The 26112-nt window shown below is 62.1% G+C and carries 23 protein-coding genes, 1 tRNA gene and 1 riboswitch; of the genes, 12 read left to right on the top strand and 12 right to left on the bottom strand.

The window, feature by feature from the left end; all coding sequences use genetic code 11:
• Position 1: 1 nt before the first annotated feature.
• On the bottom strand, positions 2–1066 hold the full coding sequence (locus ACVWYF_RS01050; protein ID WP_457063734.1) for a hypothetical protein: 1065 nt from the start codon (positions 1064–1066) through the stop codon (positions 2–4).
• A 12-nt stretch (positions 1067–1078) separates the two neighbouring features.
• Positions 1079–1639 (bottom strand): RNA polymerase sigma factor, encoded by a 561-nt coding sequence (locus tag ACVWYF_RS01045; RefSeq protein WP_457063731.1) that lies wholly within the window; start codon positions 1637–1639, stop codon positions 1079–1081.
• A 168-nt stretch (positions 1640–1807) separates the two neighbouring features.
• Between ACVWYF_RS01045 and ACVWYF_RS01040 the strand changes: the two genes are divergently transcribed.
• Positions 1808–2308, top strand: coding sequence for a hypothetical protein (locus ACVWYF_RS01040; RefSeq protein ID WP_457063729.1), 501 nt, complete (start codon positions 1808–1810; stop codon positions 2306–2308).
• Between the two features lie 6 nt (positions 2309–2314).
• On the opposite strand, the gene ACVWYF_RS01035 is transcribed toward ACVWYF_RS01040, so the two are convergent.
• From ACVWYF_RS01035 to ACVWYF_RS01020, 4 genes are all read right to left on the bottom strand, one after another.
• Positions 2315–3598 (bottom strand): chloride channel protein, encoded by a 1284-nt coding sequence (locus ACVWYF_RS01035; RefSeq protein ID WP_457063726.1) that lies wholly within the window; start codon positions 3596–3598, stop codon positions 2315–2317.
• Positions 3599–3647: 49 nt separating this feature from the next.
• Positions 3648–3721: riboswitch (Fluoride riboswitch) on the bottom strand.
• Positions 3722–3827: 106 nt separating this feature from the next.
• Positions 3828–5483, bottom strand: a complete 1656-nt coding sequence (locus tag ACVWYF_RS01030; protein WP_457063724.1) for a hypothetical protein — start codon at positions 5481–5483, stop codon at positions 3828–3830.
• Positions 5484–5774: 291 nt separating this feature from the next.
• Entirely contained in the window at positions 5775–6134 is a 360-nt protein-coding gene (locus tag ACVWYF_RS01025; RefSeq protein ID WP_457063721.1) for a CoA-binding protein, read from the bottom strand.
• A 135-nt stretch (positions 6135–6269) separates the two neighbouring features.
• Positions 6270–7841, bottom strand: coding sequence for an NAD(P)/FAD-dependent oxidoreductase (locus ACVWYF_RS01020; RefSeq protein ID WP_457063719.1), 1572 nt, complete (start codon positions 7839–7841; stop codon positions 6270–6272).
• 150 nt (positions 7842–7991) lie between these two features.
• Between ACVWYF_RS01020 and ACVWYF_RS01015 the strand changes: the two genes are divergently transcribed.
• On the top strand, positions 7992–9320 hold the full coding sequence (locus ACVWYF_RS01015) for an MFS transporter (RefSeq protein ID WP_457063716.1): 1329 nt from the start codon (positions 7992–7994) through the stop codon (positions 9318–9320).
• 162 nt (positions 9321–9482) lie between these two features.
• Positions 9483–9692, top strand: coding sequence for a hypothetical protein (locus tag ACVWYF_RS01010; RefSeq protein ID WP_457063714.1), 210 nt, complete (start codon positions 9483–9485; stop codon positions 9690–9692).
• Between the two features lie 151 nt (positions 9693–9843).
• Here the strand turns inward: ACVWYF_RS01010 and ACVWYF_RS01005 are convergent, their stop codons facing one another.
• A complete protein-coding gene (locus ACVWYF_RS01005) occupies positions 9844–10839 on the bottom strand; it encodes a tryptophan 2,3-dioxygenase family protein (RefSeq protein ID WP_457063712.1) in 996 nt (331 codons plus the stop codon).
• 270 nt (positions 10840–11109) lie between these two features.
• Between ACVWYF_RS01005 and sdaAB the strand changes: the two genes are divergently transcribed.
• The 4 genes from sdaAB (at position 11110) to ACVWYF_RS00985 (ending at position 16130) form a co-directional block, all read left to right on the top strand.
• Positions 11110–11790: an L-serine ammonia-lyase, iron-sulfur-dependent subunit beta gene (gene sdaAB, locus ACVWYF_RS01000; RefSeq protein ID WP_457063709.1), complete on the top strand. Its 681-nt coding sequence runs from the start codon at positions 11110–11112 to the stop codon at positions 11788–11790.
• 72 nt (positions 11791–11862) lie between these two features.
• The gene (locus tag ACVWYF_RS00995) at positions 11863–13407 is read left to right on the top strand and encodes a TolC family protein (protein WP_457063707.1); all 1545 of its coding nucleotides are present in this window, start codon (positions 11863–11865) and stop codon (positions 13405–13407) included.
• Between the two features lie 89 nt (positions 13408–13496).
• Positions 13497–14903, top strand: a complete 1407-nt coding sequence (locus ACVWYF_RS00990; RefSeq protein ID WP_457063704.1) for an efflux RND transporter periplasmic adaptor subunit — start codon at positions 13497–13499, stop codon at positions 14901–14903.
• A 237-nt stretch (positions 14904–15140) separates the two neighbouring features.
• Positions 15141–16130, top strand: a complete 990-nt coding sequence (locus tag ACVWYF_RS00985) for an NAD(P)H-dependent glycerol-3-phosphate dehydrogenase (RefSeq protein WP_457063702.1) — start codon at positions 15141–15143, stop codon at positions 16128–16130.
• A 17-nt stretch (positions 16131–16147) separates the two neighbouring features.
• Here ACVWYF_RS00985 and ACVWYF_RS00980 read toward each other — a convergent pair whose 3' ends face one another.
• Complete coding sequence (locus tag ACVWYF_RS00980; protein ID WP_457063701.1) at positions 16148–16459, bottom strand: hypothetical protein; 312 nt, start codon at positions 16457–16459, stop codon at positions 16148–16150.
• A gap of 53 nt (positions 16460–16512) precedes the next feature.
• Between ACVWYF_RS00980 and ACVWYF_RS00975 the strand changes: the two genes are divergently transcribed.
• Positions 16513–17385: a glycosyltransferase family 2 protein gene (locus ACVWYF_RS00975; RefSeq protein WP_457063699.1), complete on the top strand. Its 873-nt coding sequence runs from the start codon at positions 16513–16515 to the stop codon at positions 17383–17385.
• Between the two features lie 4 nt (positions 17386–17389).
• Positions 17390–17821, top strand: a complete 432-nt coding sequence (locus ACVWYF_RS00970) for an EamA family transporter (protein WP_457063696.1) — start codon at positions 17390–17392, stop codon at positions 17819–17821.
• Positions 17822–17933: 112 nt separating this feature from the next.
• Here the strand turns inward: ACVWYF_RS00970 and ACVWYF_RS00965 are convergent, their stop codons facing one another.
• The 4 genes from ACVWYF_RS00965 to pdxH all read right to left on the bottom strand — a co-directional run bounded on the left by ACVWYF_RS00965 (position 17934) and on the right by pdxH (position 22452).
• Positions 17934–19754 (bottom strand): hypothetical protein, encoded by a 1821-nt coding sequence (locus ACVWYF_RS00965; RefSeq protein ID WP_457063694.1) that lies wholly within the window; start codon positions 19752–19754, stop codon positions 17934–17936.
• Positions 19755–19756: 2 nt separating this feature from the next.
• Positions 19757–20347, bottom strand: coding sequence for a Maf family nucleotide pyrophosphatase (locus ACVWYF_RS00960; RefSeq protein WP_457063692.1), 591 nt, complete (start codon positions 20345–20347; stop codon positions 19757–19759).
• The gene (locus tag ACVWYF_RS00955; protein ID WP_457063690.1) at positions 20344–21672 is read right to left on the bottom strand and encodes a DUF1015 domain-containing protein; all 1329 of its coding nucleotides are present in this window, start codon (positions 21670–21672) and stop codon (positions 20344–20346) included. Before ACVWYF_RS00955 ends, ACVWYF_RS00960 begins: the two co-directional genes overlap by 4 nt.
• A 129-nt stretch (positions 21673–21801) precedes the next feature.
• On the bottom strand, positions 21802–22452 hold the full coding sequence (gene pdxH / locus ACVWYF_RS00950; protein WP_457063689.1) for a pyridoxamine 5'-phosphate oxidase: 651 nt from the start codon (positions 22450–22452) through the stop codon (positions 21802–21804).
• Between the two features lie 240 nt (positions 22453–22692).
• Between pdxH and ACVWYF_RS00945 the strand changes: the two genes are divergently transcribed.
• The 3 genes from ACVWYF_RS00945 (at position 22693) to ACVWYF_RS00935 (ending at position 26022) form a co-directional block, all read left to right on the top strand.
• Positions 22693–23247: a YqgE/AlgH family protein gene (locus ACVWYF_RS00945; RefSeq protein ID WP_457063687.1), complete on the top strand. Its 555-nt coding sequence runs from the start codon at positions 22693–22695 to the stop codon at positions 23245–23247.
• Between the two features lie 90 nt (positions 23248–23337).
• A complete protein-coding gene (locus ACVWYF_RS00940) occupies positions 23338–25827 on the top strand; it encodes a DUF349 domain-containing protein (RefSeq protein WP_457063684.1) in 2490 nt (829 codons plus the stop codon).
• A 122-nt stretch (positions 25828–25949) separates the two neighbouring features.
• Positions 25950–26022 (top strand) — tRNA-Thr (locus tag ACVWYF_RS00935).
• Positions 26023–26112: the final 90 nt, after the last annotated feature.

The raw sequence follows: 26112 nt of genomic DNA, 5'->3' as shown, positions 1-26112 counted from the left end.
ATTACAATTGAATGGATTTCGTGACCCGGTGTCCGGCCACGGTGGCCTGGATGGTCACGTTTTCGGGCAGGCCCGTGACTTCGGCCAGGCTCACCCGCTCGCCGCGCACCAGGTGGCCGGCTTGCTCAAGGAGGCGACCGCCCAGCCGGCGGCGCTCGGCCGGTTCGGGGTTGGCAGCCAGGGCCGAGGCCACCGTACGGGCGGGCCGGGCGGGGGCTTCGCCGTTGCGCACCTCCACCGTGATAAGCTCGGGGGCGGGCACCAGGCGGGCGGGGTCGATTACCGTCGCGGGCGCTGGGGTGGGCGGGTTTGCGGCTACCACCGGAGCCGGCCGTTGCTCGTCAGCAGCAGTTTGGCGGGCCGGAGTAGGCGGGGTCGTGCGAACCACGAGGGTGGGCGATGGGGCGGCCGCGTCCGGCTGCCGGGTGCTTCCCAGCGGGTGGCGCGGCGACAGCCGCCCGGCCGATTTACTGGCCTTTGAAGCGGTAGATGCGAGGGCCAGGGAGCAGGTTGCCTGAGCCGTGGTGTTTTTTTGAACGGAGTAAGAAACCGTGTTTTCAATACCTGCCGGTGTGTTATTATCGGCTATTGCTTCTTCAGAAATCGGGGTGGGGGTGGCGGTATTGGTTGCCGTGGGAGTTGCGGTTGCGTTGAGCTTGGTGGCAACTACTGTGAGCTTCTTACTAGCAGTGTTTGTGCCTTCATTCTTCTGAACGGCCACTGCACTGCCACCCATTTTGCCGAATGGGAAACCCAGCCACAGGCCGGCCCCGCCGGCCAGCAGCAGGACGAGCACGGCGGCGGCCATGGCCATGGGCCACCACGCGGCGGCGCGGCGCTGGCGCTGGCGCAGGTGTTCGTCTTCGAGGCGCTCCCAGAGCTCGCGGCGCGGGGGCGTGGCGTGAGGGCCGAGGCCTTTTTGGAACAGCTCGTCGAGGTGCGGGTCGTGGGCTTCGGGCTGGGGCGCGCTGTTTTGCAGACGCGCCCAGAGGTCGTCGCCGGGGGGCGTGGCATGGCCGTCGAGCTGGCGGCGGAATAAATCATCAATATTATCGTCGGGAAGCATAATGAATAGGGGCTAATTCGCCGAGATGGCGGAAAACTGAACGCGCCGCTGGAGCATGGCGCGGGCCTTGCTAAGCTGCGATTTGCTGGTGCCTTCGCTGATGCCCAGCAGCTCGGCAATTTCCTGGTGGCCGTAGCCTTCCAGGGCGTAGAGGTTGAAGACGGTGCGGTAGCCGGTGGGCAGGGTGGCCAGCAGGTTCATCAGGTCTTCGGCCTGCAGCTGGGTGTCGGCGGTGGCGGCGGTGGTGGCCAGGTTTTCGGGCTGGGCAAAGTCCTCAAACGACACGGTCATCAGCTCGCGCTGGCGCAGTTGCATCAGGGCTTCGTTCACCATGATGCGGCGCACCCAGCCCTCGAAGCTGCCTTCGAAGCGGTAGTTGGGCAAGGCCCGGAACATCTTGGCAAAGCCCAGAATCAGGGCTTCTTCGGCATCTTCGCGGCGCTTGAGGTAGCGGCGGCACACGGTGAGCATCAGCCCGGCCAGCCGGTCGTAGAGCTGGCGCTGGGCCCGGTGCTCGCCCCGCACACAAGCAGCGATGAGGTCGGCTTCGGTCGTCACGGTAAGGGTGGGCAAAGTGCAGAAAGGATGGTGAGTTGAAGCGGCAGATGCGGAAAGGGCGGGAAGGGTTGCCTGGGGTAAGAAGTTTTTTGCGGTGCTCCGTTTGTTGCCTTAGAGGGCGTAATTTCGCAAGCGCTACTCAATGCCATTATGCAAAAACTGCTACCATTCCTTCTGTCCTCGTTGGCTGTCTCACGCCTTGCGGCGCAGGAGGCCCCCAGTAAGCCCGTCAGCTACCAAAAATACCGCGCTGCGCTGGGCATTTTGGGCAATCCCAAAGTGCTGGGCGTGCAGGCAGAAGGCCGTTTCGGGCAGCATTTTGGCGGGCGGCTGGTGGCCACGCAGGTGTTCGATTCGCATCGACAGAACGAATTTAGCGCCGGGGGCATCGGCTTGCTCACCTATTACATTCCCCTGAAAAACCCACGCCTGGAACCGGTGGTCGGCATCGGTGGCGTTTATTCGCTCTACCACTGGGACCTTGGCTACAATAAAGGCAACCTGACGGACTTCAACGTGGGCGGCGGCCTGGGACTGAACCTGCGCTTTAGCAATGACTTCCGGGCCGGCATCAACGTTTTATTTGCCAATGGATTCGTGGCCGATTATCAGGCCGACGAGATGCGCGTGGTGCGCCGAAAGCTGCTCGTGATGCCCGCCTTCACGTTTGATATTCTGCTGTAGGGCCAGCTAGGGCAGCTCGCCCAGGCGCTGGCCCTGCTGCCGGCCCAGGCGCAGGTGCTTGGCCTGGCCCACCACCTGCGCGGTGTAAATGCCGTGGTGGCCAGAGAACAAATACGCCACCACGCAGGCCAGGGCCAGGTACACCCCGGCGTGGGCCCCGAACAGCTCCAGCCCCATCAGCAGGCAGGCCAGCGGGGTGTTGGCCGCGCCCGCAAACACGCCCACAAAGCCCATGGCCGCCAGCAGCGCCACCGGCAGCGGCAGCACTACGGCCAGCGCGCTGCCCAGCGCCGCCCCGATAAAAAACAGCGGGGTGACCTCGCCTCCCTTGAAGCCGCAACCCAGTGTGAGGGCCGTGAGGGCCAGCTTCCAGGCCCAGTCGGTGGGGGCCAGCGGGTGCTGGAAGGCTTCGACAATGACCGGCACGCCCAGCCCGCCGAAGCGCACCGGCCCCACCAGCCACAGCAGCCCGGCCACCAGCGCGCCGCCCACTACCGGCCGCAGCGTCGGGTAATTAATGCGGCTGAAAACCCGGCTGAGGCCGTGCGTGAGCGTGGCAAACGCCCGCGCCGTGAGCCCGAACAGCGCCCCCGCCAGCAGCGTGCAGCCCAGTAAAAGTGGCGTGAGCGGCAGTTCGCCCAGCGTGGGGTAGTGGGTGTGGCCCACGCCCCAGGCCCGCGTCACGAAATCGGCCATCACCGCCGCGAGGAAGCTGGGCAGCACGGCTTCGTAGCGAATGGAGCCCAGCAGAAAGACTTCGAGCCCGAACACGGCCCCGGCCAGCGGCGTGCCGAACACCGAGGCAAACCCCGCGCTCATGCCCGCAATGAGCAGCAGGCGGCGGTCGCGGGGGCGCAGGCGCAGCCAGCGGGGGAGCTGGTCGGCCAGAGCCGCGCCCATCTGCACGGCCGTCCCCTCGCGGCCCGCCGAGCCGCCAAACAGGTGCGTGGCCAGTGTGCCGCCCAGCACCAGCGGCACCATGCGCAGCGGCAGCCGCTGGCTGGGGCGGTGGATTTCATCCAGAATCAGGTTGTTGCCGCGCACCACACTATTGCCGAAATAGTGGTAGGCCCCGCCGATGAGCAGGCCCGCCGCCGGCAGCAGCGCCAGCATCCAGGGGTGGGTTTCGCGCCAAGCCGTGACCCAATCCAGCGAAACCAGGAACCCCGCCGATGCGGTGCCGGCCAGCGCGCCAATCAGGCTGCAAATCAGCCCCCAGCGCAGCAGGAATAGGAGCGCCGAGGTGAAGTGGGCGGCCCGCAGGTGGGCGAGGGAAAAGAGGGAAAGCATGGGTGCGAACGGCAGGATGAGCTATGCGGCGCGGCCGTCGGGGCCGCGCCGTTTCGTAGGAATCATCAGCGCGGGGCACGGGGCTCCGGCGGTTCGCGGTGGCAATCCATCACCGTATTCTGGGGCAAATATAAAGGCAGTTTGCCGGCGATGCCTTTTATCGGACAGGTAACAAAAAAGCAGCGTCCGAATCAGGCGCTGCTTTTTTGTTTTTTTGTGAAATGCTGGCTTACATCTTCATTCCCGGCATTCCGCCGTGCTGCTTACCGCCGTGGCCCATGTGCATGCTCATGCGCGGGGCGATGAAACGCAGGTACACTTCGAAAGAAAGCGGGTTTTTCCCGTAGGCATTCACCAGGGCGGCATTGTCGGTATTAAAGGTATTGAGGGTTCCGGCGAGGCCGAGGTCGAGCCAGCCAGCTTTGGTTTTGGCGAGGTACTTGGATGCGCCGAGCGTGAAGGCGGCCACTGAGCGGTTGGCTTGCGCGTCGTGGTCGGTGGGGGCGGGCAGCAGGAGCTCGCCGTAGTTCAGCTGCAGGGTTTCGAGGCGGGTGAACAGGTTGAACTGCTTGGCCTGGAGGTTGCTTTCGAGCAGGAAGGAGTTGGAATAAGTCGTTTCCTCGCCGGTGCCGCTGTGCCGGTTCATGCCCCACACGGCAGTAGTCGAGAGGATGCTTTCCTTGCCCACGTTCGCATTGTGCAGCACCGAAGCGCTGGTGCGGTCCACGTTGTCGTTGGGCTCCAGCTCTTCGGGGCTTTTGAGGTGGGCGGCCGAAACTTGCAGGGCCACGTTAGCCGAGGGGTTCACCGAGAGGCGCGCACTGTACGAGTCGAAGCGCGGCTTATCGAAGCTGTAGCGGTTTTCGTTGGGCTCGCGGCCGGTGAAGAGCGAGCCTTCGAGCTTGGCGTTGCGGTAGCGCACGCCCAGCGTGGCCACCCCGAACTGGATGTGAGTGGCATCCTGCCAGTGGTGGCCCAGTGGGGCCGCCGGCAGGTTGGCCGCCGAGGGCCGGTGCATGAACACGGGCGGCCCGATGGCCGGCTCGCCGGGGTAGCCGAGGTAGGCGGTTAGGTCCACGTTGGAGCTGGCGGCGTAGGTGTAGGCCACGGCCAGCTCGCTCACGAGGTCGTGCGGGTGCTGGTGGTCGTACAGCTTTTCGCCTTTCCACGACTCGCCGGTCTGGAACAGCAAGGGGTAGCCCGCGCCGCCCACCGTCAGCGGGTCGGGCGAAAGCATGGCCTGGATGCTGAACAGCCCGCGCTGGCCCACCAGGTGGTTGGCCATGCCCATCACGTAGCTGTTGGCGCGGAAATTAGCATCGCCGCGCAGCTCACTGTGGTTGAAGTTCTGGCTGGTGTAACGCAGAAACACGGAATACATCAGCATCACGTCCCAGCCTTTGGTCTGGTACATCTGCATGTACATCGGCGAGGAATCGGGGTGCCAGCTGGTGCCCGAGCCCTGCCGCGTCATGGGCAGGTTTTTGGAGAACGAGTTGCGCATGTCCATCATCATGCCGCCGCTGCTGTCGGCGGCCATGCCAGGCATGCTGGCGTTGCCGGCCATCCCCATGTTCATGCCGGTCATGGCGGGCGCGGGTTGGGCGGGCGACGCGGAAGCCGGTGCGGGCATATTCATGCCCGGTGTGTCCATTCCTGGCATGGCCGGGGCACCGGCTTTGCCCCCGGTGGTATCGGCCGGAGCAACGGCGGCGGACTTGGGGCGCACCGCCTTGGGTTTGGGCCGGGGGGCGGGCGCAACGGGTTTGGATTTCGGTTTTGCAGCCGGCATGGGCATCGACATGTCCATGCCCGGCATGTTGTGTTGGGCAAATACCGAAGTGCTTAGCAGTACGCCCAGGGAAGTCAGAAGTAATGGTTTCATATAATATCGGTTGGCAGCATTTTCAATGACACCGGGAGAATACCCGCCCCTTTCGGTAATATCAATTTCCTGCACGCCATATTTTAAGGGGTATCACTGAAGCGGGACCGGCTGATAGTGCAAAATTCGGGCATTCTAGTGCTGCCTGTACTACGTAATCAGGCTTAAAAGATGCAGAATTCCGACCTTCTCACCCGCCGGTTGTACTGCCATCAATGCAAGCGCGCCCTCCAAAACCAGGTTTTGGGGGGCGCGCAATAGGCAATTCCAGTCCTATTAATACTGCTGCGGTTAGTACTGCCCAATCGAGAGCAGCACCAGCGTGCAGGCTTCCTCGGTCTGGATGCCGCGCTGCTGGGCCAAGCGCTCCAGCTCAGGGTTTTCGGTGCCGGGGTTGAAAAGGATGCGCTTGGGTTGCAGGTCCAGAATGTAGTCGTACCAGTCGGGCTGGTTTTGCGGGCCTACGTAGAGCGTTACCGTGTCAATGTCCGTTTCCTGGGGCCGGTCGGTGTGAATGTCGAGCCCGGCCACCTGGCCTTTGCGGATGCCCACGGGTACCACTTCGTGGCCGTGGTTTTTGAGCATATGCGCCGCCCGAAACGAGTAGCGGGCGGGGTTGTCGGAAGCACCGAGCACAAGAGTCTTCTTCATGATTGGAAAATAAGCGAGTACCCGGCGGGCGGGTACGGATTGTTAAGATGAGTTCAGTAGTACGAAAAGCCGAACGCCGCAGCCAGCCTAACGTGCGGCTCCACCGAAGGGTGCCCGCCTGACGGAGCGAAAAACCTAACGGCTCACCGCCGCCCGCACGGCTTCGGCGCACCGCTCACCGTCCATCGCGGCCGACACGATGCCGCCAGCGTAGCCCGCCCCCTCGCCGCACGGGTACAGCCCCGCCACCACCGGATGCTGGAGCGTGTCCTTGTCGCGCGGAATGCGGATGGGGGCCGAAGTCCGGCTTTCCACGCCCACAATCTGGGCGGCGTTGGTGGCGTAGCCGGGGATTTTTCGGCCGAAATCGCGGAAGCCCTGGCGCAGGCGTTCGGCCAGCACCGGCCCGAGCACGTCGTCCATCTGCACCGACACCAGGCCGGGCTGGTAAGACGTCTCAAGCAGGCTGGTTGAAGTTTTGTTTTTGAGAAAGTCGCCGAGCAATTGGGCCGGAGCCCGCTGCGTGCCACCGGCCGCCTGGCAGGCCAGCTGCTCAATCTGCTGCTGAAAATGCAGGCCGGCCAGCGGCCCGTGCTGCTGCACGTCCATATCGGCCAGCTCCACGGCGGCCACAATGCCGGAATTGGCAAAGCGCGAATCGCGGCGGCTCGGGCTCATGCCGTTCACCACCACCTCGCCGGGAGACGTGGCGGCGGGTACGATGAACCCGCCGGGGCACATGCAAAACGAAAACACGCCGCGCTGCTCGCCGCGCACCTCCGTCTGATGTACCAGGGAGTAGGAGGCGGCTGGCAGCAGCCCACGGTCGGCCCGGCGGTACTGGGCCTGGTCAATTAATTCCTGCGGATGCTCGACGCGCACGCCCAGCGCAAAGGGCTTGGCCTCGATGAGCACGCCGCGCCGGTGCAGCAGCTCGTAAATGTCGCGGGCCGAATGGCCGGTGGCCAGAATGGTCGCTTCTGCCTCAATGGATGCGCCGCTGGCCGTGACCACCCCGCGCAGCTGGTTGTTGTCAAGCAAGAGGTCGGTGACGCGGGTGTCGAAATGCACCTCGCCGCCTGCTTCGATGATGGCCTCGCGCAGGGCCTGCACCACGGCCGGTAGTTTATTGGTGCCGATGTGGGGGTGGGCGTCCACCAATATGTCGGGCGTGGATCCGTGCTGCACCAGGCGGCGGAGCACGCGGCTCACGTCGCCGCGCTTGGTAGCGCGGGTATAAAGCTTGCCGTCTGAATAGGTGCCGGCTCCACCTTCCCCAAAGCAGTAGTTGGAATCGGGATTCACCAGCTGGTCTTTGTTGATGGAGGCAAGGTCGCGGCGGCGGGCGCGCACATCCCGCCCACGCTCCAGCACAACGGGTTTCAGCCCCAGCTCCAGGCAGCGCAGCGCGGCAAACAAACCCGCTGGACCCGCGCCAATGATGAGCACACGGGCAGCGTTTGTTTTAACATTTGGATAAATAAACCATGGTCCAAATAACTCGCTTGGCGGATTGTTCCGGTAAATGTCGGCCCGTAGCCGCACAAGGGCTTGCCGGCCCCGGGCATCGATGGAACGGCGGCGTAAATGTACAAAATCAGCTTCGCCAGGGACTAGGCCGGCTTGTTGTAAAATGGCGTCGTAGCACGCCAACTCATCAAAAGCAACTTCGGGAGCGAGAAGAATTTCTAATTCTTGTTTTAACATTTGTGTAATAAGAAAGGTGGCTATCCTTTTGGGTGCGGAATGAAGTGTTGCCCATCGCAGTCACAAAGTTACGGCCGTAGCAGCGGGGCATTCGGGCAGAAAAAACGAAAAGTCCCAGCCGTGGCGGGCCGCGAATCGTTTATTTGCCTCATGATTACAACTACCCTTTCAGCGCCGGTTTCGCGGCTGCGCTCCATTGTCAGTGGCTCCATCGGGAACCTGGTGGAGTGGTACGACTGGTATGCCTACTCGGCCTTTGCGCTCTACTTCGCTCCCGTTTTTTTCCCGCAGGGCAGCGCCACGGCTCAACTCCTTAACACGGCCGCGATTTTCGCGGTAGGCTTCCTGATGCGGCCGCTGGGAGCCTGGCTGCTGGGCGCGTATGCCGACCGCCACGGCCGGCGGGCGGCGCTGCTGCTTTCGGTGCGGCTCATGGCAGGTGGCTCGCTGCTGATTGCGGCAGCCCCCGGCTACGCCACTATCGGGGTGATGGCGCCGGCGCTGCTGCTACTGGCCCGGCTGGTGCAGGGCATCAGCGTGGGGGGCGAATACGGCACCTCGGCCACCTACTTGAGCGAGATGGCCGGCGTGAAGCACCGGGGCTTCTGGTCCAGCTTTCAGTACCTCACCCTGATGGGCGGGCAGCTGCTGGCGCTGGTGGTGCAGCTGGGCTTGCAACAGCTGCTCACCCCGGCGCAGCTGGGAGCCTGGGGCTGGCGCGTCCCGTTCGTCATTGGGGCGCTGGCGGCGCTGGGTGCGCTTTACCTGCGCACGCACATGGGCGAAACGGCCGCATTCGAGCAGCAACAGCAACAGCAAAACGCCGTTTCGGCCGACCCCGAGGGCGAGGGCCGCGCCCCCTCGCCCAGCCAGTTCCGCGTGCTGATGCAGCACCCGCGGGCCGTGCTCACCGTGGTGGGCCTCACGCTGGGCGGCACGCTGGCGTTTTATACCTTCACTACCTACGCCCAGAAGTTTCTGGTTAATACCTCCGGTTTTTCCAAGGAGCAGGCCACCCTGATTTCCTTCGGGGTGATGGCGGTGGCGCTGCTGTTTCAGCCCCTGCTGGGCGCTATCTCCGACAAGGTAGGGCGGCGGCCGGTGCTGCTCATGTTCGGCATTGGGGCCACGCTGGGCACGGTGCCGCTGCTGCGGCAACTGGCCCACACCCACGATGCGTGGCTGGCGGCGGGCCTGCTCATTGCGGCGCTGTTTGTGGTGAGCGGCTACACGTCCATCAGCGCGGTGGTGAAGGCGGAGCTGTTCCCGACCGAAATCCGGGCTCTGGGCGTGGGCCTGCCGTTTGCCCTCACCGTGGCTATTTTCGGCGGCACGGCCGAGTACGCAGCTCTCTTCGCCAAGCAGCACGGTGTAGAAGAGTGGTTCTATTGGTACGTGACGGGCTGCGCGCTACTCTCGCTGCTGGTGTACTGGCGCATGGACGAGACGCGGGCCGAGAAGGGCACGATGGCGGAATAAGCACTTGGCGGCTCAGCAACGGCCAGTTCAACTCTTGTGCGAACTACTTGCGTTGGGTTGGTAATATTCGTATATTAGATTTAAAATATCGATATTGCTTCGACCCAGTTTGCCGGACCTTGTCAGCCTGCTCATTCATTCTGTCATTTAACCTTTTCAGCCATGAAAACCCTGTCGAAGTCGCCGTACGTTTCTCCCATGCGGCTCTTGCTGGTCACCACGCTGATGTTTCTGGCGGGCATGGTGGCTTGGTGGAGCTGGACCCAAACTGGCCAGGGCGGGTTCCGGTACGCTACGGTGGGGCTGGTCATCGTAGCGGCGGCAGCGGCTTTCTTTGGCCGGTGGAGCATGTACGGTACCAACCGGCGGTAGCTGAAGCCCATTCTGCCATACGGCCAATATGATTGTCCCGACAGCCTTACCGCTGGTGGCGAATACCCCAATCTCTAACCAAGCATAAAGAAAGGGAGACTCCATCAACGAAATGATGAGGCCTCCCTTTTTCAATTTTTATCTGAAGAAGCTACGCGCCTACGCCCGTTTCCTCCAGCACACCCTCCACCCAGCCTTTGCCCCAGTCCTCCAACTCCTGGGCGGTCCAGAGCTGGGGGTAGAAGATGCGGCGCTGGAACTTGGGAGGCAGGTAGCTGCGCCAGTTGGTGCCCCCGGTGGCGGCCACGTCGGTAGGGTTGCGCTGCAGGTAGCGCACCGCCGATTTGAAGTGCATCAGCGGCCAGTTCACGTTCACGCTGATGTCGAGCTGGCGCAGGGCGCGTAGCAGGCGGGGGTGGTGGCGTTCCTCTTCGGGCAGGCGCTGGACCACGGCCCACACGTTGCGGTGATGGAAGGCTTCGGCGTGGCGCACTAGGTCAGCGGTATATTTGCGCTCGAACTCAATAAGCGTAAGGGCTTTGGCTCCGCTGGATTCGACGGTAGCCCCGGCTTTCCAGTAAATGCAGCCCAGCAGCTCGTCGTAGTCGTAGGCCGAGGCCTTGCCCAAGGCCTGGCGCTTGGCCTCGTCGGTGAGGTTTTCTAGGCTGGTGCTGGCAATCTCAATCATGCGGTACTGCACACTTTGGAAGCCGGAGGCGGGCATCAGGGCCATGCGGAAGTCGAGGAACTGCTGCTTGTCCATGCCATCAACCATCACATCAAATGAGTCGATAAGGTTGTCAAAATAGCGGTTGATGCGGCCCAGGCGCAGCACGACTTCGCCCAAAGTAGGCTGTTCGAGGTTGCCGATTTGTTCGTACTCACAGAGACAGAGCTTGAAGTACAGCTCCGAAATCTGGTGGTACATGATAAAAATCCGCTCGTCGGGAATGTTGGTGAGCGGGCGCTGGAGGGAGAGTAAGGTGTCTAACTCGATATAATCCCAGTAGTTAACATAGTTGGCGTGGTAGAGACCTTCGAGGTAGGCGGCCAGGTCCTGGCCGTCGGGGGCGTATTTCGCCTGGAGCCGGCGCAGCTGGGCCAGCACGGCGGGAGAAAACTCCTCCTGGGTGGGAGAGGGGGACATGAAAACGGGAGTGAGGTGGGATGGTGGGAGAAGCCTGGGTGGGCCTGCGACAAATATCGTCAAAATACTGACTTTGCAAAGCGGGATTTTAGGCGGCGTGCCGAACAATTCGCAACCAAAATGGTTGGGGCGCATCTTTGCTCCTGAATGCCGGACGAAAAGAATTTGCCCCGGAAATTTATTGTGTGAAAAGTGCCAGGCGAAATAACCGCGTAGTCCGCCGCGCAACCGCTACTTTTAGCCTTCCAAACCGACCGAAGGCACCTTTCCATGGCTGAAAAATCCAGCATTTTTGATATGATAGGGCCCGTGATGATTGGGCCCAGCTCGTCGCACACGGCCGGGGTGGTCCGTATTGCGCGCGCCGCCATTCGCATTCTGGGCGCGGTGCCTACCGAGGCGGTGGTTACGTTCTACAACTCGTTTGCCCGCACCTACGAGGGCCACGGCTCGGACCGCGCCATTGTGGCCGGCCTGCTGGGCTACGCGCCCGACGACACCCGCATCCGCACCGCGTTTGATCACGCCGGGGCGGCCGGCCTGCGCTATACCTTTCAGAGCGTGGGCAATGCCTCCACCATGCACCCGAACACCATCAAGCTGAATTTGCTGGATGGCGCCACCGGCCGCCGCGTGGAAGTGGTGGGGCAGAGCCGGGGCGGCGGCGTGGTTCGCATTGTGGAGGTGGACGGCTTTCCGGCCGATTTTTCGGGCGCGCTGCACACGCTCATCATCGATGCCGACGACGTGCCCGGCTCCATTGCCTTCATCGCCTCTGTCATCGCCCACGACCAATGCAACATCGCCACCATGATGGTGAGCCGCAAGGGCCGCAACGACGCCGCCCGGCAGTTCATCGAAATGGATAGCCCCATTAAAGAAATAACCCTGGCCTATCTGCGTCAATTGCGCTGGGTGCAGGGCATCACCTACATTCCGACGCTGGAATAAGGCCCGGCCGCGTACTAAAACGCCCGGCTAACCGATTAACTACCTCCACCAAAGCACCAATTTTTCTGCGCAATGAAACGAAGGAACACGTCATTTTTCCATCTGGCGCGGCCCCGGCCGCTGGGGCTGGTCGTCGTCGGCGCGCTGCTGGCCACGACCAGCGCCCGGGCCCAGACCACGCCCGCACCGCCGCCAGCCCTGGGCCAGGCGGCCCCGGCTCCCAGTGGCCCCTGGACGCTCCAGGCGGCCGTCGACTACGCTGTGACGCACAACCTGACCGTGCGCCAAAGCGAGCTGACCGCCCAGCAGCAGGATGCCGTGACGCGCCTGAACCGCGCCGCCCTGCTGCCCACCGCCGCCCTCAACGGTAGCCAGACCTTCAGTTTCGGCACCAACAAAGACCCCTTCACCAACCAGTTTCAGGCGGTGAACGTGCGGGGCAACAACTTTTCGGCCCAAGGGCAGGTCACGTTGTTTTCGGGCTTTCAGCTGCGCAATACCATCAAAGCCGGCCAGCTCGATGCCCAGGCCACGCTGGCCGACGTGGCGAAGGCCCGCAACGACCTGTCGCTGAACGTGGCTTCGTCGTTTCTGCAGCTGCTGCTGGCGCAGGAGCTCATCCGGGCCTCCGAGGCGCGCATGGGCACCGTGCGCGAACAGGTGAGCCGCAGCGAAAAGCTGCTCAAAGCTGGGGCCGTGGCTGAGGGCAACCTGCTCGACAGCCGCGCCCAGCAGGCCGGCGAGGAGCGCACCCTCGTGACGGCCCAGAACCAGTTGGCCCTGGCCCAGCTGGCCCTGGTGCAGCAAATGAACCTGGACCCCGCCACCGCCCGCCGCTTTGAAGTGGTGGTGCCCGCGCTGCCCGACCCCACCACGCTCACCACCGCCGATGGCGGGCTGGACCCCAACGCGACCTACGAAATGGCGCGCCAGAAGCTACCCGAAATCAAGGCGGCCGAGTTGCGCGTGCTCAGCTCGCAGCGCAGCCTGGAGGTTGCCCGGGGGGCGTATTATCCGCGTCTGACGATGGCTGGAGGAATTTCAACCGGTTTCTCTTCGGTGCGGAACCAGCAGGTGCTGCGGACCGACAAGTTCAACCTGACGCCCGTGTTTCAGGTGGACCCAACCGCGCCGCTCGGCTACTCGCCCACCACGTACATCATTCCGCAGCCGGCATTCGATGTGCTGCCCTACCGGTTTATTGACCAGTTGCGCGACAACCGGGGCGAGTTCCTGCAGTTCAACCTCACCGTGCCCATCCTCAACGGCCTGCAAACGCGGGTGGGCGTGCAGCGGGCGCAAATCAGCATTCAGCAAAGCGAGGTGCGGGCCGAGCAGGTGCGCCTGCAGCTGCGCCAGTCCATTGAGCAGAGCTATGCCGATGCGCTGGCGGCCCAGCGCCGCTTCGCGGCCAGCTCACGGCAGGTGGAGGCGCTGGCCCTGGCTTTCCGCAACGCCGAAATCCGCTTCAACAACGGCCTGCTGAACGGCACCGATTTTAACATCGCCCGCAACAACCTCACGGCCGCCGAGTCGGACATGATTCAGGCCAAGTACGAATTCTTCTTCCGCCGCAAGGTGCTCGATTTTTATCAGGGCAAGCCGCTGGCTCTTTAATCATTTAACAAGCAACATTTATCATTTAACAGTTGCGCGATTACTCGTGAATTGTTAACTGTTACTTGATAAATGTTAAATGAAACCTTATGAAAAACAACCGTTTACTGTACATTCTGCTGGGATTGGTGCTCGTGCTCATCGTGGGCTACACCGTGGCGAAAAAGAAGGGCTGGGTGGGCAAAATCCCCGGCGTGGAAGTGCTGGTGGCCAAGGCCGGCCCCACCAACATTGTGGAGAAAGTGAGCGCCTCGGGCAAGGTGCAGCCCGAAACCGAAGTGAAAATCTCGCCCGACGTGTCGGGCGAAATCACCGAGCTCTACGTGCAGGAGGGCGATTCCGTGCGCAAGGGCCAGCTGCTGCTCCGCATCCGGCCCGATAACTACCAGGCCCAGGTGGCCATGCAGAGCGCCCAGGTGGGCACCCAGCGCGCCAACGTGGGCCAGGCCCAGGCCCGGCTTCAGCAGCTCATGGCCTCAGCCAAGCAAACGGAGCTGACCTTCCGCCGCAATGCCTCGCTGTATAAGCAAAAGGTGATTTCGCAGGCCGACTACGAAGCCAGCCAGGCCGCCTACAACGCCTCCCAGGAGGAAATCAACAGCGCCAAGCAAACCATCCGGGCCTCGCAGAGCACCGTGAGCGCGGCCTCGGCCTCGCTGGAGGAAGCCCGCAAAAACCTCAACAAAACTACGATTTACGCGCCCGTGAGTGGCACTGTGAGCAAGCTCAACGTGAAGAAAGGCGAGCGCGTGGTGGGCACCACCCAGATGGCCGGCACCGAAATCATGCGCATTGCCAACCTCAACAACATGGAGGTGCGCGTGAACGTGAACGAGAACGACGTGAACAACGTGAGCATCGGCGACTCGGTGGAAGTGGAAGTGGACGCCTACAGCAACAAGGACGAGAAGTTTCGCGGCCTCGTGACCAACATTGCCAACACGGCTAAGGACGCTCTCACGGCCGAAGCCGTGACCGAGTTTGAGGTGCGCATCCGGCTGCTGCCCGAGAGCTACCAGCACCTGCTGCGCAATGTGCGCGGCCACATCGTGGTGCCGTTTCGCCCGGGCATGACGGCCTCCGTGGATATCATCACTGACCGCAAAGGTGGCGTGCTAAGCGTGCCGCTGGCCGCTGTGACTACCCGTTCGGACTCGGCTAAAACTGACGATGCCAAAAACGGCCCGCGTATGGGCGGCCGGGGCAATGGCACCGCCACCGCCGTGGACCCCAACGCGGCCACGAAAAAGGCCGATATCCAGGAAGTGGTGTTCGTGATTAAGGACGGCAAAGCGGTGATGACGCCGGTGAAAACCGGCATCAGTGACTTCCAGAATATTGAGATTCTGAGTGGCGTGCCGGCCGGGGCGCAGGTGGTAAGTGGGCCGTTCCGGGCCGTGGCCAAAACCCTGAAAGACGGCTCGGCGGTGGACATCAAGGACGAGAAATCCCTCAACAAAGAAGCCCTGAAGGAAGGCCCCGACGAAGGCAAGTAAGAATAATAACTCCCCTCCTCAACTGAGGAGGGGACATTTCAGCAAAGCTGAAATTGGGGTGGTTGACCTCGTTGAACGATACCCGAACGATGCTCTGTGCGAGTCGTTCTTATATCGTTCAACGAGTTCACCACCCCAATTTCGCTTTCAGCAAAATGTCCCCTCCTTAAAAAAGGAGGGGAGTTGCCGTTCTTTGAGGCTTCAACTTCCCACCGCAACACTATTTCGCCTTCCCCTTTGGAAAAAATTGCCATGCTCGGCGGCGGCTCCTGGGCCACCGCACTCGTCAAAATCCTCAGTGAAAACGGTGCCCGCGTGGATTGGTGGCTGCGCTCGAAAGACGACGTGCAACACCTGCTGCGCACCCGCCACAACCCGCGCTACCTCTCGGCCGTGCAGTTCGACCTGAACCGCGTGTACCCCACCACCGACCTGGAAGACGCCATTGAGGAAGCCGACTGGCTAGTCCTGGCCGTGCCGGCCGCCTTCGTGCAGCCCGTGCTCGATAAGCTGGACCGCGACGCGCTGAAGCACAAAAACGTGATTTCCGCCATCAAGGGCATGATTCCGGGTAAGAACCAGCTCGTGACCGACTACGTGGCCGAGCGGTTCCGGCTGCCGCGCACGCAGCTGGGCGTTATCGCCGGGCCGTGCCACGCCGAGGAAGTGGCCCTCGAAAAGCAGAGCTACCTCACCATCGGCTCGCCAGATGCGGCGCTGGCGCTGGCCTTCTGCGAGCTGCTGCGCAACCGCTTCGTGAGCGCGCACCCGGCCACCGACCTCGACGGCATTGAATACTGCGCGGTGATGAAAAACATCATTGCCCTCACCGGCGGCATCGCCCATGGCCTGGGCTACGGCGACAACTTCCTGGCCGTGCTGGTGAGCAACGCGGTGCAGGAAATCCGCCGCTTTTTGCAGGCCATCAACCCGCAGGCCCGCGACCTGTCGGCTTCCGCTTACCTCGGCGATTTGCTGGTGACGGCCTACTCGCAGTTCTCGCGCAACCGCACGTTCGGCAGCATGGTGGGGCGCGGCTATTCGGTGAAATCAGCCCAGCTGGAAATGAACATGGTGGCCGAAGGCTACTACGCCGTGAAGTCCATTCACGAACTGAATAAGAAGCTCAAAGTGAGCATGCCGATAACGGAAGCGGCGTTTAATATTCTGTACGAGCGGATTTCGCCAGCCGTGGAGCTGGAGATTCTAAAGGAGAAGCTGCGATAAATGATATTTTAATGCCATTAACCCAAAATTGAGAAATTATTTGGGTTGCCCGGTTCGTAAATCAATTTTACTTGCTCCCCTTTTTTGTATCGAGGAAACAGAAAGGCTGTTCCATTTTTATCAAGCAGCTCGATGGTGGTGCCACTGGTCAATTGAAATCGGACAATCGGTCGTACAACTGTATTTCTGCCCCAGCAAACTTGGTTGCGAACGACTATTCCGGAGACCTGTGTGCCTGAACTTCTAAGTTTTTGTTTGCGCTGGTTTTCGTTATAGAATGCCCAAACTGCTAGGCTTATCACTAAAATTCCAAAGGAAATGGGTATCATATTAGAAAGGCAAGGTCTGGCGTAAAGCGGCTGTGAATTTAATCTATGAACTTATGAAAGTAGTTGGTTTCACCTTCGTCCGAAATGCTATCAAGTACGACTATCCAGTCCTCGAAAGCATTAATTCTCTATTGCCGCTCTGCGATGAATTAGTAGTAGCTGTAGGCAATTCAGAAGATGAAACGCTGAGCCTGATTAGAAGCATCAACTCCCCCAAAATCCGCATCTATGAAACCGTGTGGGACGACTCCCTGCGCGAAGGCGGCCGGGTGCTGGCCGTGGAAACCGACAAGGCCCTGGCCGCCGTGCCGGCCGATGCTGACTGGGCCATTTACCTGCAAGCCGATGAGGTGCTGCACGAGGCCGATTACGCGGCCATCCGGGCCGGGATGGAGCGCTGGAAGGACGATAAATCCGTGCAAGGCCTGCTGTTGAACTACCGGCATTTCTACGGCTCTTACGACTACGTGGGCGATTCCTACCGCTGGTACCGGCGCGAAATCCGCATTGTGCGGCCCGGTATTGGGGTGGCTTCGTACCGCGATGCGCAGGGCTTCCGGCTGGCCGATAATAGCAAGTTGAGTGTGAAGCTGCTCGATGCTACCGTACATCATTACGGCTGGGTGAAAACGCCCGCTGCCATGCAGCGCAAGCAGGAAACATTCAACAAGCTCTGGCATTCCGATGAGTGGGTGGCCCAGAACGTGGCCCCCGCCGAGGAATTCGACTACAGCCAGGTCGACTCCCTGCAACGTTTCACCGGCATGCATCCGCAGGTGATGGTGCCGCGCATCCGGGAACAGAACTGGCGCTACGACCATGACATGAGCCGCAATCAATACCGGCTAAAAGACCAGTTCAAGCGCTGGCTGGAGCAGCTGACGGGCTACCGGATGGGAGAGTACCGCAACTACAAGCTTGTATAAGCAGATGATGAACTGGCTGCCCCTGGCGCTGCTCACGGCCCTGTGCCTGGCGCTCTACAACTTCTTCATCAAGCTGGCCGCCGACCATGTGCCGCCGGCCGTGGGCGCGGTGGTGCTCCAGTTGGTGGCCGCCGCCCTCGGGGCCGCGTGGCTGCTTAAACTGAAGCTGCAAGGCCAGCCGCTGGCCGTGTCGGACAAGGGGCTGGCCTGGGCGGTGCTGGCGGGCTTGGGCGTAGGCTTGGCTGAAATCCTGACGTTTGTGGTGTTTCAGCGCGGGGTGAATTCCTCCGTGGGTACGCCCGTGATTGTGGGCGGCTCAGTGCTGCTGACGGCCGTGCTGGGCCTGGTGGTGCTACGTGAGGCGCTGACGCTGCCCCAGGCTGGTGGCCTGCTGCTGATTGTGGCGGGCATTGCGTTGCTGGCCCGGGGGCATTAATACGGTAGAGTCGCAATATTTTGCATCTCGTCGTTGCTGAGGTTGTTTATGCGGTGAGATTTCAACTGTTCGACGCAAACCGTTTAACGACGAGACGCAAAATACCACGTCTCTATTCCACTAGGTGCCAATAGGAGGGAAGTCCTCCGGCCACGCTGGCCGAATCGGCTACGGCTGGGTTTAGCCGATATATTTCAACCTGCTCATTGCGAAAAACGGGCGGAAACGTAAACCCGGGTTGAAACCAGCCGTGCAGGTCGGGGAAAGCCAGCACGTAGGTGTAGCTTATGCCCGGCTGCGGGAAGTGGTCAATGGGCCAGCGTTGGCCGGGGCGCTCGGAGTGCAGGTACATCCGCACGAACAGGCTGTGGGTTGATTCGGGCATGAGCGTGGGCGCTTGGGGGTGCTGGTCGAGCCATTGGAAGGCTTGGTACAGCGCTTCATTGCGGTGACGCGGGCGCTGGTTGTCGCGCCACAGGCTGTTGATTTCATAGCTGAACCAGAGCAGTGCCACCAGTCCCAGCGTCAGGTGGAGCCCACGTTGCCAGGTTTTTGGAGCCGCTTGCAGTAGCCAGTCGACTACCAGCGCGAGCAGCAGGAAAAAGAAAAAGGCTTTGTAGAGCACCGCGCGGCCGGGGGCAAATACCCGTTGCGCGGCCATCATGGCGTAAGGAAAAGCCATGAACCACAGCGCAACTGGTACCAGCCGCTGCCAGCAATGCTGCTGTGCCGTCGGCCACTGCGCCACCCGCCGCCACAGCAGCAGTACCGCCATCAATATGCCCACCACCAGCAGCCCGCCAACCTTGGCCTGACCGGCCAGAAAGCCTTCCGTTTCCCAGAGGTAGGCCGGCAGTCCCCGCCAAAACACGCCCAATGGTTTGGAAGCCACGAAGCCATTGCTGAAGAAAATAGCCGGCCCCGATATGAACAGCAACGGCGCATACAGCAGTATGCTGCCCGCCACTACCACTGTGCCTAGCCCCGCCATCACTGCTAATCCCGGCCAATTGCGCTGCCGCAGATAGCTCAGCCCCAGCCACGAAAAAGCCGACCCCAGCACCAGGGCAAACGTGGGCACCGTGTACAGGCCCAGCACGCCGCCCACCACCAGCCCGGTCCAGGCAGCGCGGGGCTGGCGGGTGTCATTGGCCAACGCCAGCGACGCGAAAAAGGCCATCACTGCCAGTAGCGTCAGCAGCCAGTAGCCCCGGCCCACGGCTACGTGGTACAGGCTGAGCTGCGCCAGACTGAACAATAGCGTGCTCAGCCAGGCCACCCGAAAGCTGGCCCGCGCCCACAATAAGCCCATAAACAGCAACCCCGTGGCCACCGTGGCGGCCAGCACCACGGGCAGGCGCATGGTGAACCAGAACCCGGGATTCACATGATAAAACACCCAGCTGATGGTGTTGGACAGTACATGGTTGTTGGGCACCGGGTAGTAGCCCGATACGGCCAGCAGGCTCTTGCTGACAAACATTTCGTACGAAGGCACGTCATCATATCCCGGCGTTACGGCCGGCAGGCTGATGATGAACCGGAAGGCCGTGAGGGCCAGCAGGAGCAGGGCCGCGCCATGCCTTTGCGTAGTTGGTAGAGCCCCGAAAGTGCGGCGCAGGCCCGCCAGTACTTCGCCCAATTCGCGGCCCCATTGGCGGCCCTCGGCGCGGCCGGCGGGCATGGCTATCAGGGTAGCGGTCGTCAGGGTAAACAACCCCGCTACGCCCGTCAGTAGTTGGCCCACGCGGGAAAACTCAGCGGCCGAAAACGGCCGGATGCGCCATTTGTAGAACGGGAAAATAGCGTCCAGCTGCCGCGCCTCGGCCCAGGTTGAGCTGTGCAGCACCAGCGCCGCGTAGCCCGCGCACAAGGCCAGCATCCCAAGTGCTAGTATGCCGAAAAAGCGCGCTCCCGGTAGCTTTGCTACCATGCTCATTGAGGCTGTACGCTGCCGGGCAAAGCCCCCAGCGCCTCCAGCTCGGCCCAGACGCGGTGCGTGGGCAGGCCCATCACGTTGAAATACGAGCCTTCGAGCCGGGTGATGGCGGCCATGCCCAGCCAGTCCTGCGCCCCGTAGGAGCCGGCCTTGTCGTAGGGCTGGCAGGTGTCGATGTAGTAGCTGATTTCGGCCGGGCTCAGCGGGCGGAAATGCACGGTGGTCTGGTCCGAGAACACGACCTGGCGGCCGTCGCCGATGCGCAGGCACACCCCGGTGAACACGTCGTGGGCGCGGCCCTGCAGGCGAGTGAGCATGGCGGTGGCTTCGGCGCGGCCGGCGGGCTTGTTCAGCACGTCATCTTCGAGGCACACGATGGTGTCGGCCGTTATCACCAGCTCATCGGGGGCCAGGTCGGGGGCGTAGGCGGCGGCTTTGTGGGCGGCGAGGTATTCGGCGACTTCGGCCCGGCGCAGGTGGGCGGGGAAGTCCTCATCGACTTCGCGCAGTCGGATTTTGTAGGGCAGGCCCATATCCGTCAGTAGCTGGCGGCGGCGGGGCGAGTTGGAAGCTAGAATGAGTTTCACGCGGGGTTGGCCTGAAAATGCTCGGCGAAGAGGTTGCCGGCTTCCTCGTCGGCAATGCTGCTGAAAAGGAAACCACCGATGGTTTTGGGATAGAAAAAAGTTGATTTGGGCGGCATCACGGCCCCGGAGTGGCACACGGCTTCCACTTCGGCCATCGTCACTTCGTTCACAATGAATGCAGCCCGCGCCTCGCCCCGGTCCACCCGCTGAAGGCATTCGGTGAAGTTGCGCACGTAGGCCACGCCCGGCCACACCCGCTGCGCATCCGGCCCCACAATGCCCAGCACCTTTTCCAATACAAAAAAGTGCAGCACCGTCAGGTCCAGCGCCTTTACCTGCTCGGTCGTGTCCCAGTCCAGCTGCGCGTGTACCTCGGGCCGAAGCCGGATTTTGAACGCTTGCCCATCCACGTACAAGCCGAAAGCCCACTGCTTGCCCGCAATGATTTCGGGCAAATCACTGGCATCATCGGTAGGTAAAACAGTGAAGTACGGGGCCAGCCTATCCAGTAGCTCCCCGGCGCTCAGGTTGCCGGGCAGGTCCACCAGCAGGCGGTGGGTGGGCAGAATGCGCAGGTCGTCGGCCGCCGCGTTGGTGAGGTACATGAGGTGGTAGTTCCAGGGCTCGCGGCCGGTGGCGCGGCCGTCGGCGGCCAGCTCCCGGGCCTGGCGGTAGGCCAGCGAGCCTTCGTAGCGGTGGTGGCCGTCGGCCAGAATCACCTCGCGCCGCGCCAGCACCTGCTGAAACCGCCGGATAATGGCCGCGTCCTGAATCACGGCCAGTACGTCGCGGGCGCCCTGGTAGTCCTCCTCGGTTTCTACTAGCGGCGAGCGCATGGCTTCGTCCAGATAGGTTTCCAACTCGAAATCCTCGTCGCGGTACAGCCCGTGCGTGGCGCTGGTCTGGAACTGGGTGCGGGCCAGCAGCTCGGCCCGGTCGTTCACCGAGGCCGGCAGCGTATTTTCGTGGCGCAGCACCACATCTTCCTCCCAGTCATAGGCCCGAATATGACACATGAAGCCCTTGCGGCAGTATTTGCGGGGGCTGCCGGGCAATTGGAAATACTGGTAATAGGCGTAGATGCCGGGTAGCTCGTCCTGTCGCAGCACGCCGCTGGCCTGCCACTCGCGCAGCCGCACCAGCGCCGCCTCGGCCGGGTCGTCGCCCCGGGGTACCGACAAGTGAATGGAATTGAGGGGATTGCGGTACAGCGCCTCCCGCTGCTTCGCCGACACGACATCGAACAGCGGCGAAACGTAGGCATCAATGTTGGCACTCAGCGTCGCATTGTAGCGCCAGCCGCGCAAGGGTTGAATTTCAGCCAAGAAATTATTGAATGTTAATGAGTGAATCTTGAACGTTATGCTGAGCGCAGCCGAAGCATCTCTATCACAATGGTAAATGATTTACTAACACGGTAGAGATGCTTCGGCTGCGCTCAGCATGACGTGCCCTCACGGGGCTAAGCGGCTGCGCTTCCAGACGGTTCCATCCCACTCGTACACGATGCGGTCGTGCAGGCGGCTGGGACGGCCCTGCCACAGTTCCAGACGCGTGGGCCGCAGGATGTAGCCGCCCCAGTTGTCGGGGCGGGGCAGCGGGTTCTGCTCTCCGAATTCTTCGGCCACGGCCTCTTCGCGGGCTTCCAGCTCTTCGCGGCTGCCGATAACCTGGCTCTGCGGCGAGGCCCATGCCCCAACCTGACTGCTGCGCGGCCGGCTCTGGAAATACTCGGTCGACATCGTTTCCGGGGCCTTTTCCACGCGGCCTTCCACGCGCACCTGGCGTTCCAGGCCGGGCCAGAAGAAGTTGAGCGCGGCCAGTGGCTGTCCGGCCAGTTCCTGGCCCTTGCGCGAGTCGTAATTTGTGTAAAACAAAAAGCCGGCATCATCGGGCAGGCCTTTCAGCAGCACCACGCGCGACGACGGCTGACCTGCGGCCGATACCGTGCTAATAGTCATGGCCGTGGGCTCGTCGAGCTGGGCCACCAGCGCTTCTTCCATCCACGCCCGGAACTGCGCCACGGCATCGGGCAGTACATCGGCTTCAGAAAGGGTGCGCTGGGTGTAGGTTTTGCGCAGGTCGGCAAGGTGCGGGTCAGTCATGCGGGGAGAAGTGCGGGGTATGAATTGCAAGCGTAAGGCAACCGCTTGCGCGTTGATTTCGCGTAGTCATTAGAGGAACATTTTTCCGCTAATGACAGTCTTACTTATCCCGTGAGAGCGGTTGCCGGGGCATTGCGGACGCAAGATACGACCCCGCGCAAGGCAGGCCACCCCGCTCCGTTTCGGATTCCTGCTGCTGCCGCCTCTTTCTTATACCTCATTTTTCATTCTCTCCTGATAATGCGGCCCGGTACTCTGCTCATCTCCAAGCCCTTCCTCGGCGACCCCAACTTCGAGCGCAGCGTGGTGCTGCTCTGCCGCGACGAGCCCGCCGACGGTTCTTTTGGTCTCGTGCTGAACCGCACCACCAGCCTTGTGCTCGACGACGTGCTCGACCTGCCGCCCGAGGCCACGGCTGCCGCCCTGGTGCCCATCTATGTGGGCGGCCCCGTAGAGCCCAATACCCTGCACTACCTGCACCGCCGGGCCGACCTGCCCGGGGCCACCGCCCTGGGCCAGGACGTATATTGGGGCGGCGATTTTGAAATCCTCCTCGGGCTGCTCGGTAGCGGGTCCATTTTGGCCGGTGATGTGCGGCTGTTTGCCGGTTATTCGGGGTGGTCGGCGGGCCAGCTGGCCGGCGAAATGCAGGGGCAGAGTTGGATACGTCACCCCGCAAGCGCCGGGAAAGTGTTTACTTTGGCATCTGATGCGTTCTGGCGGGAAATCCTGCGGGAGAAAGGGGGCAAGTTTAAAGTCCTGGCCAACTATCCTGTCGACCCCCGGCTGAACTAATGCAGGTTTTGTTCGGACGTTTGTTTTATTCCCACACTTTTTTGCTCTCTCCTCTGGCCCCATGCTCCGGGCTGGCTTTTACGAAGATATATGGCTGCTGAAGAAAACCCCACTGCTCCGCTCGCGGGCGGCAACGACCCGGCCGGCGAAGACCGGATGACCATTTTGCAACGTCGCCTGGCCGAGATTCAGGGCAAATCAGCCCCGGCTGATTCGGCTGCTGAGGCCGTCGCCCCCTCGGCCACGCCCACGCCCAACGCGGCCGGCGAAACCCAGGTAGAGCTGCCCGCCCAGGGCACGCCCGAGTTGGCCGCCGGCCAGCCCGAAGGAGCCGGCACCGCCGAAGCGCCCGCTGCTGCCGTAATCGCCACCGATTTGGGCACTACGGCCCCGGACCCCGGGACGCCCGAAGCCGCTGCTGCCGCCGAAACCGCCCAGCACGTTCCTGATTCGGTGACCGTAGATGGCCATGATGTGTCAGCCCCGCAAGCGCGCGCCATTGCGCACTACGGCGAAGAAATGGCCGTTACGCCCAATCCCGATGCCCTACCCGCCGCCGAACATATCGATAGTGCCACGTCCGCGCCCCTTGCCGACACTGAAACGCTGAGCGCCCCGGACACCGCCGCCACCGTTGAAAACCAGGCCCCTGAACTCCCCACCGTGGAACTGCACGATGCTCCGGAGCTGGAAACTGCTCAGGAGCCCCTGGCCACGTTGCCCACTTCGTCGGAAACGCCGCTGGATGCGGCTCCGGCCGATGTAGCCGCCATTGATGCCGGCGAAGAAGCAACCGGCGTGGAAAGCGAGGACACTGAAGCACCCGAAACGGCCGCTCCCGACTTCACGGCGCTCGACCTGCCTGCCCAGGCCAACTACCTAGTGGGCCTGTTGCGCACCCCCAACGCCGGCAAAAACCGCAAGCAGATTCTGGACCTCACCCGCCAGTACGAAACCAACGTGGGCCTGGCCCGCACCGCTGCCCGCGAGAAATTTGCGGCCGGTGGTGAAGGTGCCGAAGCTTTCGCTTTTCAGCAGCCCGAGGGCCAGCAGGAGCTTAATAAGGCCCTGCAGGAATTCCGTGAGAGCCGTGCCAAGGATGCCAAAGCCGAGGACGCCAGCCGGGGCGATAACCTCGGTAAGAAAAAAGCACTCCTCGACCAGCTCCGCACGCTGGTGGATGCTGCCGAAACCAAAGACAGTTCCGGCAAGCTGAAAGCGCTGCAAGCCGAGTGGAAGGCCACCGGGGCCGTGCCCCAGGGCGACAGCCAAGGCATCTGGGATACCTACCACGGCCTGCTCGATATCTATTATAGCAAGCAGGGCCAATTCCTGCAGATGAAGGACCTGGACCGCCGCCGCAACCTGGAGGCCAAAGAGGCCCTCATCAAGCGCGCCGAAGCCCTGGGCTCGGCTTCTGGTATTAATAAAGCCCTTGATGAGCTCACCAAGCTGCACGAGGACTGGAAGAACATCGGCCCCGTGCCCAACGACCAGCGTGAGCCGCTGTGGCAGCGTTTCATCGCCGCTTCGGATGTGCTGCACCAGCGCCGCAAGGAGTTCGTGGACCAGCGCTCGACCGTGGAGAAGGCCAACCTCACGGTGAAGCAGGCCTTGCTGGAGCGCGTGCTGCCCTTCGCCACCTTTGAAACTGACCGCGTGAATCTGTGGCGCTCGAAAACCGACGAGTTGCAGGAAATCAAGACCGAGTGGGAAGCTGCCGGCCTCGTGCCCCGCGCCCAGGCCGATGCCCTGAACAAGCAGTACTGGGCCGCCTACAAGGCATTCTTCAATCGTAAGAACGATTTCTTCAAGTCGCTTGATAACGAGAAGTCGGCCAACGTGAAGGCCAAGCAGGCCCTCATCGACCAAGCCGAAGAAGCCGCCAACAATGCCGACGGCGACGCCGCCCGTCAGGTCATCATCCGCGTGCAGAAGGAGTGGAAGGATGTGGGCCGCGTGCCCGACAAGCTGGCCGACAAGCTCTGGCACCGCTTCCGCGCCGCCTGCGACGCCGTGTTTGAGCGTCCCAAGCAGGAAGGCCAGGGGGGAGGCCGCTTCCGCGAGGAGAAAGTGCAGCAGGCTTCGGTTGAGCAAACCGCGCACCTCGATAAAATCGCGGAGCAGGTTAACGCCCTCACCGCCGATACCCCCGGCTCGCTGGAAGGCTTCCGTGAAATCCTGGCCGGTTGGGCCACCGAGTTCGATGCCAACGACGAGCAGCCCAACCGGGGCACCGCCGACCGTAGCGAAGAGCAACTGCTCTCGCTGCTTGGCAAGTACCTCGACCACGTTCCCGGTCTGGGTTATGCCGACCGTGCCGACCTGTTGTTCCAGACCGAAGTGACGCGCCTCAAGGCCCGTCCGCAGGCTCAGCAGCAGCTTACGCGCAAGGAAATGGCCTTGCGCAAGGAAATCAACGAGTTGGAAAACGACGCCTCGACGTTGCAGACCAACCTCGATTTCTTCGCCCGCTCGAAAAATGCTTCCCAGCTCCGCGAGGAGTACCAGGGTCGCATCGCCGAAGGCCAGAAGCGCATCGAAGCGTTGAAAAAGCAGTTGCGCATGATTCGCAGCTAATTAGCGCTGCTAAACAATGAAAAGAGGGCCGGCAGCCTGGATGCCGGTCCTCTTTTTTTCGCTAAATGCGGTCCGGTTGCTAGGAAAGCGGTGCCGGCTGTTTACTTTTGCACCACCAACCTGCCGCCTTAGCTCAGTTGGTAGAGCTTCTGACTTGTAATCAGAGGGTCGTTGGTTCGAGTCCGACAGGCGGCTCACATGCTAAAGCCCGTTGTAATCGCCAGATTGCAACGGGCTTTTTTGGTGGCGTATTTTCCGGAGTAGATAGCAATTCCATCGAAACAA

This window comes from Hymenobacter sp. UYAg731 (assembly GCF_054061335.1).
The sequence above is the reverse complement of the archived record's forward strand: the minus strand, read 5'-3'. Positions and strand labels throughout refer to the sequence as shown.

Coding starts and splice junctions, on each gene's coding strand:
- ACVWYF_RS01050 (WP_457063734.1), bottom strand. CDS start 1,066: ATGCTTCCCGACGATAATATTGATGATTTATTCCGCCGCCAGCTCGAC.
- ACVWYF_RS01035 (WP_457063726.1), bottom strand. CDS start 3,598: ATGCTTTCCCTCTTTTCCCTCGCCCACCTGCGGGCCGCCCACTTCACC.
- ACVWYF_RS01030 (WP_457063724.1), bottom strand. CDS start 5,483: ATGAAACCATTACTTCTGACTTCCCTGGGCGTACTGCTAAGCACTTCG.
- ACVWYF_RS01025 (WP_457063721.1), bottom strand. CDS start 6,134: ATGAAGAAGACTCTTGTGCTCGGTGCTTCCGACAACCCCGCCCGCTAC.
- ACVWYF_RS01020 (WP_457063719.1), bottom strand. CDS start 7,841: ATGTTAAAACAAGAATTAGAAATTCTTCTCGCTCCCGAAGTTGCTTTT.
- ACVWYF_RS01015 (WP_457063716.1), top strand. CDS start 7,992: ATGATTACAACTACCCTTTCAGCGCCGGTTTCGCGGCTGCGCTCCATT.
- ACVWYF_RS01010 (WP_457063714.1), top strand. CDS start 9,483: ATGAAAACCCTGTCGAAGTCGCCGTACGTTTCTCCCATGCGGCTCTTG.
- ACVWYF_RS01005 (WP_457063712.1), bottom strand. CDS start 10,839: ATGTCCCCCTCTCCCACCCAGGAGGAGTTTTCTCCCGCCGTGCTGGCC.
- sdaAB (WP_457063709.1), top strand. CDS start 11,110: ATGGCTGAAAAATCCAGCATTTTTGATATGATAGGGCCCGTGATGATT.
- ACVWYF_RS00995 (WP_457063707.1), top strand. CDS start 11,863: ATGAAACGAAGGAACACGTCATTTTTCCATCTGGCGCGGCCCCGGCCG.
- ACVWYF_RS00990 (WP_457063704.1), top strand. CDS start 13,497: ATGAAAAACAACCGTTTACTGTACATTCTGCTGGGATTGGTGCTCGTG.
- ACVWYF_RS00980 (WP_457063701.1), bottom strand. CDS start 16,459: ATGATACCCATTTCCTTTGGAATTTTAGTGATAAGCCTAGCAGTTTGG.
- ACVWYF_RS00975 (WP_457063699.1), top strand. CDS start 16,513: ATGAAAGTAGTTGGTTTCACCTTCGTCCGAAATGCTATCAAGTACGAC.
- ACVWYF_RS00970 (WP_457063696.1), top strand. CDS start 17,390: ATGATGAACTGGCTGCCCCTGGCGCTGCTCACGGCCCTGTGCCTGGCG.
- ACVWYF_RS00965 (WP_457063694.1), bottom strand. CDS start 19,754: ATGGTAGCAAAGCTACCGGGAGCGCGCTTTTTCGGCATACTAGCACTT.
- pdxH (WP_457063689.1), bottom strand. CDS start 22,452: ATGACTGACCCGCACCTTGCCGACCTGCGCAAAACCTACACCCAGCGC.
- ACVWYF_RS00945 (WP_457063687.1), top strand. CDS start 22,693: ATGCGGCCCGGTACTCTGCTCATCTCCAAGCCCTTCCTCGGCGACCCC.
- ACVWYF_RS00940 (WP_457063684.1), top strand. CDS start 23,338: ATGGCTGCTGAAGAAAACCCCACTGCTCCGCTCGCGGGCGGCAACGAC.